The organism is Thermoactinomyces sp. DSM 45891 (genome assembly GCF_900119485.1).
Classification (GTDB): domain Bacteria; phylum Bacillota; class Bacilli; order Thermoactinomycetales; family Thermoactinomycetaceae; genus Baia.
On sequence record NZ_FPJZ01000001.1, the window covers coordinates 202,936 to 216,068 of the forward strand.

General features: G+C 41.3%; 13 protein-coding genes and 1 other annotated feature (1 of these 14 running past the window's edge). Of the genes, 9 read left to right on the forward strand and 4 right to left on the reverse strand.

Annotation, left to right across the window (positions count from 1 at the left end):
* Window positions 1-4 precede the first annotated feature (4 nt).
* Window positions 5-793, reverse strand: a complete 789-nt coding sequence (locus BT147_RS00995) for a 2,3-dihydro-2,3-dihydroxybenzoate dehydrogenase (protein WP_072329999.1) — start codon at window positions 791-793, stop codon at window positions 5-7.
* Window positions 794-1,086: 293 nt separating this feature from the next.
* On the opposite strand from BT147_RS00995, the gene BT147_RS01000 reads away from it, so the two are divergent.
* The 7 genes from BT147_RS01000 to BT147_RS01030 all read left to right on the forward strand — a co-directional run bounded on the left by BT147_RS01000 (window position 1,087) and on the right by BT147_RS01030 (window position 8,124).
* Entirely contained in the window at window positions 1,087-2,031 is a 945-nt protein-coding gene (locus BT147_RS01000; RefSeq protein WP_072330001.1) for an ABC transporter substrate-binding protein, read from the forward strand.
* Between the two features lie 30 nt (window positions 2,032-2,061).
* Window positions 2,062-3,069 (forward strand): FecCD family ABC transporter permease, encoded by a 1,008-nt coding sequence (locus BT147_RS01005; RefSeq protein WP_072330003.1) that lies wholly within the window; start codon window positions 2,062-2,064, stop codon window positions 3,067-3,069.
* Window positions 3,059-4,069 (forward strand): FecCD family ABC transporter permease, encoded by a 1,011-nt coding sequence (locus tag BT147_RS01010; protein ID WP_143187872.1) that lies wholly within the window; start codon window positions 3,059-3,061, stop codon window positions 4,067-4,069. Before BT147_RS01005 ends, BT147_RS01010 begins: the two co-directional genes overlap by 11 nt.
* Before the next feature lie 18 nt (window positions 4,070-4,087).
* Window positions 4,088-4,921: an ABC transporter ATP-binding protein gene (locus tag BT147_RS01015; RefSeq protein ID WP_072330007.1), complete on the forward strand. Its 834-nt coding sequence runs from the start codon at window positions 4,088-4,090 to the stop codon at window positions 4,919-4,921.
* Window positions 4,918-5,739, forward strand: a complete 822-nt coding sequence (locus BT147_RS01020; RefSeq protein WP_072330009.1) for an alpha/beta hydrolase — start codon at window positions 4,918-4,920, stop codon at window positions 5,737-5,739. Before BT147_RS01015 ends, BT147_RS01020 begins: the two co-directional genes overlap by 4 nt.
* Before the next feature lie 126 nt (window positions 5,740-5,865).
* The gene (locus tag BT147_RS01025; RefSeq protein ID WP_072330011.1) at window positions 5,866-6,834 is read left to right on the forward strand and encodes an asparaginase; all 969 of its coding nucleotides are present in this window, start codon (window positions 5,866-5,868) and stop codon (window positions 6,832-6,834) included.
* Between the two features lie 18 nt (window positions 6,835-6,852).
* On the forward strand, window positions 6,853-8,124 hold the full coding sequence (locus BT147_RS01030; protein ID WP_072330013.1) for an NCS2 family permease: 1,272 nt from the start codon (window positions 6,853-6,855) through the stop codon (window positions 8,122-8,124).
* 51 nt (window positions 8,125-8,175) lie between these two features.
* Here the strand turns inward: BT147_RS01030 and BT147_RS01035 are convergent, their stop codons facing one another.
* The 3 genes from BT147_RS01035 to BT147_RS01045 all read right to left on the reverse strand — a co-directional run bounded on the left by BT147_RS01035 (window position 8,176) and on the right by BT147_RS01045 (window position 11,316).
* Window positions 8,176-9,147, reverse strand: coding sequence for a YpdA family putative bacillithiol disulfide reductase (locus BT147_RS01035; protein WP_072330015.1), 972 nt, complete (start codon window positions 9,145-9,147; stop codon window positions 8,176-8,178).
* 75 nt (window positions 9,148-9,222) lie between these two features.
* Window positions 9,223-10,506, reverse strand: coding sequence for a Glu/Leu/Phe/Val family dehydrogenase (locus tag BT147_RS01040; RefSeq protein WP_072330017.1), 1,284 nt, complete (start codon window positions 10,504-10,506; stop codon window positions 9,223-9,225).
* A 195-nt stretch (window positions 10,507-10,701) separates the two neighbouring features.
* Window positions 10,702-11,316: a genetic competence negative regulator gene (locus BT147_RS01045; protein WP_072330019.1), complete on the reverse strand. Its 615-nt coding sequence runs from the start codon at window positions 11,314-11,316 to the stop codon at window positions 10,702-10,704.
* A gap of 720 nt (window positions 11,317-12,036) precedes the next feature.
* On the opposite strand from BT147_RS01045, the gene BT147_RS01055 reads away from it, so the two are divergent.
* Together BT147_RS01055 and BT147_RS01060 are read left to right on the forward strand one after the other, a co-directional pair.
* Window positions 12,037-12,246, forward strand: coding sequence for a ferredoxin (locus BT147_RS01055; RefSeq protein ID WP_072330023.1), 210 nt, complete (start codon window positions 12,037-12,039; stop codon window positions 12,244-12,246).
* 197 nt (window positions 12,247-12,443) lie between these two features.
* The gene (locus tag BT147_RS01060) at window positions 12,444-12,938 is read left to right on the forward strand and encodes an inorganic diphosphatase (protein WP_072330025.1); all 495 of its coding nucleotides are present in this window, start codon (window positions 12,444-12,446) and stop codon (window positions 12,936-12,938) included.
* A gap of 129 nt (window positions 12,939-13,067) precedes the next feature.
* Window positions 13,068-13,133 (forward strand) — a binding site (T-box leader) (it continues 174 nt past the right edge of the window).

Sequence of the window (13,133 nt, forward strand, 5' to 3'; positions counted from 1 at the left end):
TTAACTAAACTCCTAAAGTGGCTCCACCATCGATACAAATATTTTGCATCGTAATGTGGGATGATCGATCCGAAACTAAGAATAGTACCGTTTCCGCTATATCAATCGGTCTGGCTATCTTCCCAAGCGGAATTCCGAGTCGGTAGTCTTCGCTCACTCCGTTAATGCATCGATCCTCGCTACGCTCATCCTCTTTCCACAGCAATTTAAGCATGTCCGTCTCTGTAGATCCCGGAGATACAATATTGCAACGAATGTTATATTGCGCCAGTTCAAGACCTAGGCACTTTGTAAACATCACCGCTGCTGCTTTCGAAGATGCATAGGCAGAAAACGCCATTCTCGGTGTGCTTGCCGCGTTCGATCCAACCGTTACAATCGAACCCCTTCTTCGCGGAATCATACGCCGACTGACACTACGTGATAGATAAAAAACACCCGTCGAGTTTACAGCAAAGGTTTGCTCCCAATCTTCATCCGTCAGATTGTTGACATTCCCCATCCGTAGTACTCCTGCTACATTCACCAAAACCTCAACAGGACCTAATTCTGCTTCAATTTGATCAACCACACTTTCAATTTCTGTCCGGTTTCGAATATCCACTTGAAATACAGCTACATCCGACCCATCCTCTTTCAACTCCGACTCCAACTGATAGAGTCCCTGTACATCGCAATCAAAAGCCGCTACAAACATCCCACTCTTCGCTAGCTCCCGAGCAACCGTCCTGCCAATTCCTCCAGCAGCTCCTGTTACGATCGCTACCCGACGATTTAGCCCTAGCTCCTCCATCTAACTTCATCCCTTTCGGTGTAAAAACATATCTATATCAAGCGAAAATGATTCTCAATGTCATTCGTGCAAGTAAATGATAACCATTATCAATCCAATAGTCAATAAATTTTAAGCTAATTGTAAAATTATTTTTTTATATATAAAAGGATGAATTTTATAGCGGAATTGTTATATACCTATGTTTTTGTGTATTTAGTATTGACTCAAATTGGAATCAAGGCTATATTGATGATGATAATGATTATCAATATTATTGTAACCTATTTGTTTACATAAAAGGAGAAAATATAGTGAAAAAGAATATGGTCAAACTTAATCTAATAGCCGTTTTTATGTTGTTATTCGTACTCGCAGCTTGTAGCAACAAAACCGAAACCGTTTCCAGTGAAAGCGGAAACAAAACACAAGCCCTTTCTTATCTTGATAAAGAATATAAAGTCCCTTCTCAAGTGAAAAAAATAGCAACCGCTAGCCTTGAAGCGATGGAAGATGCTGCTTTGCTTGGTGTAAAACCAGTTGGTTCCATTACCGTAGGAGGCAAACTTCCTAGCTACCTTGCTAAAGACTTAGAAGGTGCCAAATCAATCGGAGAAAAGCAACAACCAAATTACGAAGCTCTTCTCACTTTAAAGCCTGACATTATTATGGGTACATCGAAGTTTCAAGCAGATGTAGTACAAAAATTAAATAAAATTGCTCCGATGATCCCTGTCTCTCATATCTCTACGAACTGGGAAGCAAATCTCAAAGTGATGGCAGAACTAACGAAAAACAAGGAGAAAGCAGATCAGATTATCAGCAAATATAAAGAGGATGCCGCTAAATTAAAGCAATCCCTTCAGCCTCTTAAAGATAAAAAAATCGTCGTCATCCGAATTCGTGGTGGAAACATTAATCTCTATCCAAGCAATGTTTATTTCAATCCCGTTTTATATAACGATCTAGGCCTAACCATTCCGAAAGAAATACAATCAGCTAAGACTCAAGAAGTGGTTACATTAGAAAAATTTGCTGAAATCAATCCAGACTATCTTTTTGTTCAGTTTGCCGAAAGTGAAAATGCTGACAAGAAACAAGTATTGGAAGACTTGAAAAAGAATCCTATCTGGAATACCATCCAAGCTGTTAAGGACAAAAAAGTATTTGTTAACGCTGTAGATCCGATGGCCCAAGGCGGAACTGCTTGGAGTAAAATTGCTTTCTTAAAAGCAGCAGAGCAATTAAATAGCAAGTAAGCTTAGCGCAAAGTTAGGTGTGTCACTGATATGGTAAATAAACATCGAGTACCTAAAATAATCATTTTTACTGCTCCACTGTTAATGATTCTAGTCATTTTCCTATCTATTCTCTATGGAGCAAAATCATTTGATCCAATGACTGTTTGGAATTCAATCTTTCACTATCATGCAGACAATAAGGATCATGCCATTATTCAGAGTTCGCGAATCCCTAGAGCACTAGGCGCATTACTCATAGGTGCATATCTAGCCATATCGGGTGCACTCATGCAGGGGATGACAAGAAACTATCTTGCATCCCCTTCTATTATGGGTGTTACGGATGGGTCCGTTTTTGTGATTACGCTATGCATGGTCTTCATTCCAAGCCTCTCTTCTTATCAGATGATACTCGCCTCTATGATCGGGTCCGCGCTAGGTGCAATCATCGTATTTGGTTTTGGATCACTTGTTCGAAATGGACTTTCTCCAATTCGTCTAGCTATTATTGGCACCGTAATTGGTACCTTTTTAAGTAGTCTTTCCGCTGCGATTGCTTCCTACTTTCAAGTATCACAAAATGTTAGCTTCTGGTACAATGCTAGGCTACATCAAATCGATCCAAGTATGCTAAAACTAGCTATCCCTTGCGGTATTGTCGGTATAATCCTTGCCTTATACGTATCAAAATCCATCACTATTCTTTCACTGGGAGAAGAGATCTCTATTACTCTCGGGCAACGTACCCAGTACATAAAAGTGATGTCAATGTTAGCCGTTATATTCCTAACTGGAACAGCGGTTGCTTTAGTTGGAAAAATTGGATTTGTTGGACTCATCATCCCACATATGACTCGATTTCTAGTAGGGATCGACTACAGATGGGTTATTCCCTGCGCAGGAATCATAGGCGGGTTATTCCTCGCTGTATGTGATATTCTAAGCCGATTTATTAATTATCCATTTGAAACCCCGATTGGTGTTTTGACTGCCATTATCGGCGTTCCTTTCTTCCTCTACCTCATTCGCACCAAAGGGGGGAAGAATGTTGTCTAAACCAACAGGCTCTCGATATATAAAAAGCTTATTGATCCTTATCACGCTATTCATCACACTATTTTATATCAGCCTCACCAATGGAACTTTTGACCTGACCGTAAACGATGTCTTAAGCACTCTTTTACGGATCAATCCAGACTCAGATCATGATTTTGTCCTATTCGACCTTCGGCTTCCAAGAATCATTGTTGCCAGTTTAGTAGGTCTGGGACTCGGGGTTGCTGGAGCGATCATCCAAGGAATCACAAAAAATGGTTTAGCTGATCCGGGCATTTTGGGGATTAATGCAGGCGCAGGTGCAGCCATCGTCCTATTTCTGTTCTTTTTTCATGAGTATCTTGCCTCATCTTCTGTTCTCATGCAACCTTTGTTCGGATTGATTGGTGGGCTAGGAGCCTCAATGATCATTTATCTGTTAGCTTGGAAAAATGGTCGAATCGATACGCAACGGCTCATTCTAACCGGGATTGCCATCAGCTCCGGCTTTGGTGCGCTCGCTATGTATCTATCGCTAAAAATGAAATCAACCGACTTTGAAATGGCAACCGTCTGGACTATGGGGAGTGTATACAATGCGAACTGGCAATCGATTCTCGCCATGCTACCCTGGTTCCTCCTTATCATCCCGATCTATCGAAAATCCTACTTGCTGGACTTGTTTCAACTAGAGGAATCGAGCTTGAAAAGTTTAGGTGTCCCGTTCGAAAAAGAAAAAGTAATCCTTTTATTAAGCAGCATCGGGCTCGTAAGTGCTTGTGTATCTGTATCGGGTGGAATTGGTTTTATTGGTCTAATGGCTCCTCATATCGCCAAACAACTCGTTGGGCTCAGACATCGCAACATCTTACCTATCTGTGGTTTAATCGGCATGACCCTTGTCGTCGGATCTGACTTTGTCGCTAAGAATCTATTCCCAGCAGAAATATCGGTAGGGATCGTCATTTCCATCATCGGCGTACCTTATTTTCTTTATTTACTATTAAAGACTAGAAGTTAGATTTTAGGAGAGATCTTTATGAGTATCCTTCGTGTAGAAAATGTAGAAGCAAGATATGATGGGCATGTAATCTTTGAAAATCTGTGCCTAGATGTATTAGAAGGGAAAATTACAACGATTATTGGTCCAAATGGCTGCGGGAAATCTACGCTACTGAAAACCATGGGGCGAATTCTCAAACCGAAAATCGGAAAAGTGTATTTGCAGGAACAAGATATCAACACCCTGCCTACGCAAGAAATCGCTAAACGTCTCACCTTGCTCCCTCAAAATCCGCTAGCCCCCGGAGAACTAGCAGTAGAGGAACTGATTTCATATGGTAGATATCCGCATCGGAAAAACATCAGTAAACTAACTACAGAAGACCAAGAAAAAATGGAATGGGCGATGGAAATCACACACACTCTCCCCTACCGCAATCGCCCAATCGGGAGCTTGTCCGGGGGACAAAGGCAAAAAGTATGGTTAGCCATGGCTCTCGCCCAAGATACAACAGCCTTATTATTGGACGAACCGACTACTTATTTAGACCTAGCCCATCAATTAGATGTATTACAAATCGTCGAAAATCTAAACCAAAATCATCAATGTACTGTTGTCATGGTACTGCACGATATTAACCATGCTGCTCGATTTTCGCATGAAATTGTGGGGATGCGGGACGGAAAAATCATGGCAACAGGGAGTCCTCATGAACTGATTACTGTGGATATCTTAAAGCAAATCTTTCATATCGATGCCCGAATTATGATCGATCCGTTCAATGGTTCGCCTGTTTGTTTTGGGTATGAAAGTGCATTAGCGAAGGAAGAGTTAGAATTGCTTAAGGAAAAGGAGAATATTGCCACATGAGCAGCAGTGTTATGAAAATTGAATCATCTTCTCCTCAAATAGACCGCTGGATTGTACGTAGCAAAGAGTTAAATTTACCCTACCATTTAGATATTTCTGTACCGACAAAGCCTGCGCCACCTACGGGGTATCCAGTAATCTATGTATTGGACGGAAACGCCTTTTTCCAGACTATACAAGAACAAGTCCGCTTACAATCAAAACGATCTGATAAAACAGGGGTTCACCCTTCCATTGTCGTCAGTATCGGTTATCCAGGCGACACCGATTTTAATCTTCCACGAAGGTTCTATGATTTTACAGCACCATCCGAATCAGAAGTTCCTCCAAAGCCAAATGGTGAAAAGTGGCCCGAATCAGGTGGAGCTCATCAATTTCTTCACTTTATCGAAACCGAACTAAAACCATTTGTTTTAGAGAACTATAAAGTGGATGAACATAAACAAACTCTTTTTGGCCACTCTCTAGGAGGTTTGTTTGTCCTCGAAGTACTCTTTACCAAACCTCAATCTTTCCAAGGATATATAGCAAGCAGTCCTTCGATCTGGTGGAATCAATGTGATGTTTTGACTAGAGAAGCCCAGTTCCCTTCTCTTATCTCTTCCAAAATTCGTCTATTTCTTACAGTAGGATCCTTAGAACTGGATCATATGGTAAAAGATGCTACTTTGTTATCTGAACGGCTCCAATCTCTGACTCACGACACCTTTCAAATGAGCTTTCACAATGCAGAATTTGAAAATCACTTATCTGTTGTAGCTGCAACGTTGAGTCGCGCTCTACGTTTTGTTGGAAATGATGAGGCGCCTATTTATTAGCATAAATGATCGGTATTCAAAGATCCTATTCCTGTAGGAATGACCTTTGAATACCGATCTCTTTGATTTCACACACCTTTATCGTATAATACTAAGGTTAGTCATCACAGAAAGGCAGGCACATTGATGAGAACAATTCAAATCATTACAACTGGTGGCACAATTGGGATGGCTGTAGATCCCGAATCACAAGGAGCTAAGCCCAATAGCTTCTCATTTATCACGGATAACATTTCTCTATTTTCACCGTATGCCCGCATACAAGTGGATTCCTATCTTAATATTCCAAGCCCTCATATAACACTGGATCATATGGTAAATCTTGCTCAAAAAGTGACACATTATCTAAAACAACCCGAAATTGATGGAGTCGTCATTACCCACGGGACTGATACCATGGAGGAAACTGCCTATTATCTACAACATGTCTTACCAAAAGAAAAGCCAGTTATCATAACGGGGTCGATGTCCAATCAAAGCGAAGCTAGTTTTGATGGGCTACAAAATCTTGTTCACTCTGTACATATTGCAACGTTACCCGAATCTGCACCGCACGGAGTCTTAGTTGTGTTCCAAAATGAGGTACATAGTCCGATCTATATGACGAAAACATACCCAGATCGCCTCCCTTTCTTCGAATCCTTAGTAGTCGGTCCAATGGCAAAGCGATTAAAAGCGGATGAATTTGAGTGGATTGTCCCGGCACTCAACCACCCACAATTCCCCATCCAACACTTAACGAAAGAGGTCGTACTCTTCACTGCCTATGCAGGCATGGATCGTTCTTATATCGATTGGGCAATTGCTAATAAAAAGGATGGTATCGTCATTCAAGCATTAGGCTTCGGACACCTACCACCTGCAGTGATCCCAGCTATTGTAGAAGCCATTCAATCTGGTATTCCTGTCGTCATCACTTCACGATGCGCCTATAGTGCGACAGGTACCACGTATGCATATGAAGGAGGAGGGAAACATTTAGAAGAACTCGGCTGTATCCTTGCCCAAGGGAATGGTCAAAAAATAAGAATCTTCCTAAGCATGATTCTAGAACAAACCACTAACGCAACCAAAATCAAAACCTACTTTAGCTAGAAACAGAGGGAATAAATCGTGAAACCACTTCGCACACTCTTTGAGTTTGAAAAAAATAATACTACTTTTCAACGAGAAATTACCGCAGGTTTAACCGCATTTTTTACAGTAGCCTATATCATCGTGGTAAATAGTTCCATCCTCCATGATAGTGGGATCAATCTTCAGATGGCCGTTTTGGCGACTGTTTTTGTCTCCATCTTCGGATGTCTATTAATCGGTCTATATGCAAATGCCCCTATCGTCCTCGTACCCGGCATGGGCATTAACACATATTTCACCTATACCATTGTACAAAACCAAGGTTTATCATGGCAGTCAGCTCTTGGAATCGTGGTAATCTCTGGCCTTATCTTCATGATTATCGCTTTTACCAGCCTAGGCGTAAAAATTACCCAGGCAATCCCTTCCTCTCTTAAACATGCTATCTCGGTTGGTATCGGTGTCCTCATCACCTTTATCGGTTTGCAAAAGGGCGGAGTCGTCTTAGTGCACCCGCAAACAGGGCTTCAGTTAGGGAATCTAAGCGACCCACAAGTAATCTTAACCTTAATAGGCCTTCTAATTGCACTCACATTATTTATACTAGATCTAAAAGCAGCGTTTTTACTAACCATTCTTTCCATCACTGGATTGGCCGCTTATATCGGAATTACAAACGTATCAGCTTCCGAGTCCCTACAAATTAGTGAATACACATCGTTCTTTGGCTCCTTTTCGCTCAAAGACATTGGAAAAGTAGATTTTTGGTTAGCTGTTTTCTCGTTAACTCTTCTTTCTGTATTTGAACATGTTGGCTTACTTCAAGGACTACTTCCTAACAAAGACCGCTTTGCACGTTCCCTAAAAGCGGGTTCCGTTACAGCCATGGTATCCGGATTATTTGGCACCAGCCCGACCATTAGCGCGGCCGAAAGCGCAGCCGGAACCGCTGTAGGTGGACGAACTGGACTAACAGCGATTACAACTGGGCTTGCATTTGCGTTAACCCTATTATTTTTACCATTTATTAACATGATTCCAAACAGTGCTACCTCTCCTATTCTAGTCATCGTAGGGGCACTCATGTTTCAATCAGTAAAAGAGATTCCGTTCCATAATCTCAGCGAAGCCATCCCTGCCTTTTTGCTTATCATCTTCATCGGCTTCACACAGAGCATCCCGGATGGAATGGCATTCGGCTTTATAAGCTACGCCATCGTCCGGATCGTCAAAAAAGATTTCCGTAAGGACAATATTGTGTTATTCGTAATTGCAGGACTATTTCTCATATCATTGTTTTTGAAGTAAATCAAGACATACAACCCCCTTCCCATCAAAATGGGTAAGGGGGTTGTATTATTAGACCGATCGCTTACGCATTACATCTTCTGCTATCTTCTTCCCATGATGACGACCATTTTCTATAAAAATCTTAGTTGAATCAAACCCTGTAGCCACTACACCTGCTAAATAGACACCTGAGATACTTGTTTCCATCGAGTCACGTAAAATGGGAACATATCGCTCTGAATCCATTTTCACACCTAGTTTCTCTAAAAGAGATAGGTTAGGATGATAGCCAGTCATAGCGAATACGACATCAGCAGGAATCGATAATGTTTGCCCCTTTACATCCACAATCACCTCATGTGGTGTGATTTCTTGGATTTGCGCTTCCCAAATCATCTTCACTCGCCCATGTTCAATAGCCGCTTCCATTTGGGGTAGCACCCATGCCTTCACGCTAGATGGAAAAGCATCCTTACGGTATACCATCGTGACATCCGTTCCCGCTAATGATAACTCTAAAGCTGTATCAATCGCAGAGTTCCGCCCCCCTATAACGACTGCTTTTTGATACGCGTAAGGGTGTGCATCTTTAAAGTAGTGATGGACATGGGGCATTTTCTCCCCAGGTACCTTTAGTAAATTAGGATTATCATAATAACCAGTAGCAAGAATGACATTCCCAGCCTCATAAACCTGTTTCCCTTGACGATTTTCACTTGTTATACAAAACCCATCTGGTATTCGCTGTACATCGATTACTTCTTCATGCGTGTGGATCGGAATTTGAAATAGATGAGCCAATGTCCTAAAATATTTGAGTGCCTCTTCCCTACTTGGTCTCTCTTTAGATGAGATAAAAGGAACTCCACCTATTTCGATCTTATCAGGAGTACTAAAAAAAGTCATAGATGATGGATAGTGGTAGACAGAATTAACAGCACATCCCTTTTCTAGAATGAGCGGCTCAATTCCTACCTTTTTTAATTCAATAGCTGTGGATAATCCACAGGGGCCTGCACCAATAATAATGGCTTCATGCATCGAAATTTCATTCCTTTTCCAAAAGAAAAACACCCATTGGATAGGGCGTTTTCATATTCAAAATCGTTATTTTTATTATACCCAACCCCTGAAGCGTGATGCCTCGGCCATTTTTCTTACCCCTACCATGTAGGCAGCCAAGCGCATGTCCACACCTCGAGATTCAGCGGCGTTATAAACATTTTCAAAACCCTTAACCATCACTTTTTCGAGCTTCTCTTCCACTTCTTCCTCAGTCCAGTAATACCCTTGATTATTCTGAACCCACTCGAAATAGGAAACCGTTACTCCACCTGCACTTGCCAGTACGTCTGGAACAATCAAAACACCACGCTCATGAAGGATTTGCGTTGCTTCTAATGTTGTTGGGCCGTTCGCCGCTTCTACTACGATACCCGCTTTAATCTTATGAGCATTTTTCGCCGTAATCTGGTTTTCGACAGCAGCCGGAACCAAAATGTCACAATCTAGCTCTAGTAGTTCTTGATTTGTAATCGTCTCTTTAAACAAGTTCGTTACGGTTCCAAAAGAATCACGACGCTCGATCAAATATTCTATATCTAAGCCGCTTGGATCATGCAAAGCCGCATGTGCATCGGAAATCCCGATTACTTTAGCGCCTGCTTCATGCATAAACTTCGCTAGGAAACTACCTGCATTACCAAAACCTTGAACGACCACTCTTGCTCCCTTTAATTCCAAGCCACGTTTTTTAGCAGCTTCCCCGATCATGATCGTAACACCTTTAGCAGTAGCGGTTTCACGTCCCCGTGATCCTCCAAGTACTAAAGGCTTACCTGTAATAAAACCTGGGGAATCAAATTCACGAATGCGGCTATACTCATCCATCATCCACGCCATTACTTGCGAGTTTGTAAAGACGTCTGGTGCGGGGATATCCTTTGTAGGACCAACTAGCTGACTAATCGCTCGTACATATCCACGAGAAATACGCTCTAACTCACCAAATGACATCTTACGCGGATCGCAGATAATACCACCTTTACCACCGCCGTATGGCAAATCGACAATTCCCGATTTTAAACTCATCCAAATTGAAAGCGCTTTCACTTCTGATTCGGTCACATCTGGATGGAAACGAACTCCACCCTTAGTTGGGCCCACTGCATCATTGTGTTGCGCACGATATCCAGTAAATACCTGTACAGAACCATCATCCATTTTAATTGGAATACGTACAGTTAATACGCGTTGCGGTTCCTTTAACAATTCATACATCGCTTCTGAATATCCAAGCTTATCAAGTGCTTCTTTAATAACAGTTTGTGTTGATAAAAGTACATCTAGATTTTCCTGTTCGCGAGACTCCTGACCTGTGGCCATCGTATGTTGTCCCATCATTACCACCTCGAAGAGTAATTACAAATAAAAGAAAAAGGTCCAAACACTGTAGAAATGTAATAGCAAACCAAGTATACACCAATTATATTAGGTAAGAGAACCCCTATCACTATCACACTCTACTACATTATGATTCCAGAATCAATTATACAGGATGCAAAATGAATTTACATTGATGACAAAAAGCACGTCCTAACCGGACGTGCCTTGATCACTTGTACCAAAACATTTATTAATCTCACGAATCGCATTATTTCCCCAAATTACTTTGCCATACTCGGTAAGAACAGCATCTGTGACTGTAGAGGCTTCTCCATACTCAGATAACATTGCGACCAGTGTATCCAGATTAGGCGCTTCCAGTCCTTCATCTAGCACTAGATAGTAAACATCTTGGTAGGTGTATACTCTTCCACCTTGAGGAATAATTGACTTCATGCGTATCGCTGCCTGAATCAGATATTCGAGGTCAGAAAACCGGAAGATTACTCGATCCGTCTCTTCCATAGTGACTTCTAACTCATACATATCATCCGTATCAAAGTCATCATCGCTTGCCTGTGGTGTGCGACCACGAGTTACCACCACAACCATACCTTGTGCAGGCATTGCAAACACCTCTACTGCAACAGGTCCAGCAATCTCAAAGCCCAACTCTTGGTATGCATGCTCCATCATATCGTTGAACAATTCATGTACCTTAGGGATATCACGCCACATGTCTTCTTTCTTGATCCCGCGATCCATGAGATCGTCTAAGGTCAAGAAGAAACGGACCTTGTCTCCCCCTAGACGCTCGACACGCATGATTAACCCTCCCTCACTGGAGACCTCCACACAATATATAATATGTGGAGAAAGAGTGAACCGTTCCGTCCTCGGGTCTCCATTTCTTTCTTCTTTTATTTTACACGATTTAATGAGCTTTTGCATTAGTCACTCAAAGCCACGTGGTGGTTTTCTGTTTCTTTACCCATCTTTTTCCCTCTTGTAAACCTATTAACAAACAAAAAGGAAGAGTAATCCACGGAGAAGACCAAATTAATAACAAGATTAGTACTATGTATCCTAAACAGATAAAAATCTCAATATTTATCCCTTTCCGCGGCCATGCCCAAGGCAACTCCAACAACATACCAAAGACATATAAAAAGTTATTAATGCATAAAAAAACACTACCTATATAAAATAATATAACAATTAGGAAGCGATGGTTTAGATACTGCCACCAAGTATGTGTTTCAGTGTAATCTAAACTCAAGGTCACAAATACAAGCAAAGCAGTAAACAGAAACAATGAAATCTTTCGCACTATCATAGTATGTTTCTCCTTTAATGTTTGAAACTAGTCTATGAGCTAAGACAAGCAAACATCCTCTTCCATTTACGAAATAACAAAAAAATCTTGATCTTTTCACAATGTGCCTTCTGTTTTCCCTTGCAATCTATAGGAAATCGTTCTAAAATGAGGTTTGGAAGTGGACTTTGTTCATAATTTGCTTGATAAACGAGAGGGGTTTGAAACCTATGCGTACTTGGGTTGATAAAGACACATGTATTGCTTGTGGCGCATGTGGAGCAACCGCACCAGACGTGTATGATTACGATGAAGATGGTATCGCATTCGTAATCCTCGACGACAATACTGGTACTGCTGATGTACCTGATAATTTACATGATGATGTTCGCGACGCTCAAGAAGGTTGTCCAACTGATTCTATTAAAGTTGAAGACTAGTTTTTTAGACTGCACTCATTCATAATGTATGATTGCATAAGCAATACCTAGCGAACTTCTATTGGAGTTTACTAGGTATTGTTTTTTATTTGCTTCCTCTCTAGAAACTGAATACAATGGGAAGAGACGAAACTGGTAGCAAGAACTTGCTCCATACGATCGTCTATTACATACCGCATTACATAGGAGGAACCCTTATGTCGAAAGAACTAGTAGTAGATGCTTTTATTGAAATTCCTACAGGAAGTCAAAACAAATATGAATTTGACAAAGAAAATGGTGTATTCCGTCTGGATCGTGTTTTATTTTCCCCTATGCATTATCCAACCGAATACGGCTACTTAGATGCAACTCTTGCTGAAGATGGTGATCCCCTTGATATCTTAGTCCTTACCAGCTTCCCAACCTTTCCGGGTTGCGTCATCTCTAGCCGTGTAGTTGGCGTATTGGTCATGTCAGATGACAAAGGCCAAGATGAAAAAGTACTTGCAGTACCAACAGAAGATCCACGTTTTAACCATATCCAATCCTTGGATGACGTAAACGATCATGTAAAGAAAGAAATCGAGCACTTCTTCCGTGTCTACAAAGATCTTGAAAACAAAACGACTGTTATCGAAGGTTGGAAAGACGCAGATTTCGCTGCTAATCTATACCAAGAATGCTTAGATCGTTATCAAAGCAATAAATAAAAAAATAAAGATACAACCGTCTAAAAGAGCCAAATCCGGCTCTTTTTCGATGTAATTCGCCTAAAAACACGAATTAAAACCCGTTGACTCGTTATATTATTCGTGCTAATGTAGATGAAACTTCAAATTGACATTACTTTGATGGAGCCAAATGAATGTGTTCACTCCCAGAGAGCCGGTGGTAGGTGCAAACCG

Coding starts and splice junctions, on each gene's coding strand:
- BT147_RS00995 (WP_072329999.1), bottom strand. CDS start 793: ATGGAGGAGCTAGGGCTAAATCGTCGGGTAGCGATCGTAACAGGAGCT.
- BT147_RS01005 (WP_072330003.1), top strand. CDS start 2,062: ATGGTAAATAAACATCGAGTACCTAAAATAATCATTTTTACTGCTCCA.
- BT147_RS01010 (WP_143187872.1), top strand. CDS start 3,059: ATGTTGTCTAAACCAACAGGCTCTCGATATATAAAAAGCTTATTGATC.
- BT147_RS01015 (WP_072330007.1), top strand. CDS start 4,088: ATGAGTATCCTTCGTGTAGAAAATGTAGAAGCAAGATATGATGGGCAT.
- BT147_RS01020 (WP_072330009.1), top strand. CDS start 4,918: ATGAGCAGCAGTGTTATGAAAATTGAATCATCTTCTCCTCAAATAGAC.
- BT147_RS01025 (WP_072330011.1), top strand. CDS start 5,866: ATGAGAACAATTCAAATCATTACAACTGGTGGCACAATTGGGATGGCT.
- BT147_RS01035 (WP_072330015.1), bottom strand. CDS start 9,147: ATGCATGAAGCCATTATTATTGGTGCAGGCCCCTGTGGATTATCCACA.
- BT147_RS01040 (WP_072330017.1), bottom strand. CDS start 10,506: ATGGGACAACATACGATGGCCACAGGTCAGGAGTCTCGCGAACAGGAA.
- BT147_RS01045 (WP_072330019.1), bottom strand. CDS start 11,316: ATGCGTGTCGAGCGTCTAGGGGGAGACAAGGTCCGTTTCTTCTTGACC.
- BT147_RS01055 (WP_072330023.1), top strand. CDS start 12,037: ATGCGTACTTGGGTTGATAAAGACACATGTATTGCTTGTGGCGCATGT.
- BT147_RS01060 (WP_072330025.1), top strand. CDS start 12,444: ATGTCGAAAGAACTAGTAGTAGATGCTTTTATTGAAATTCCTACAGGA.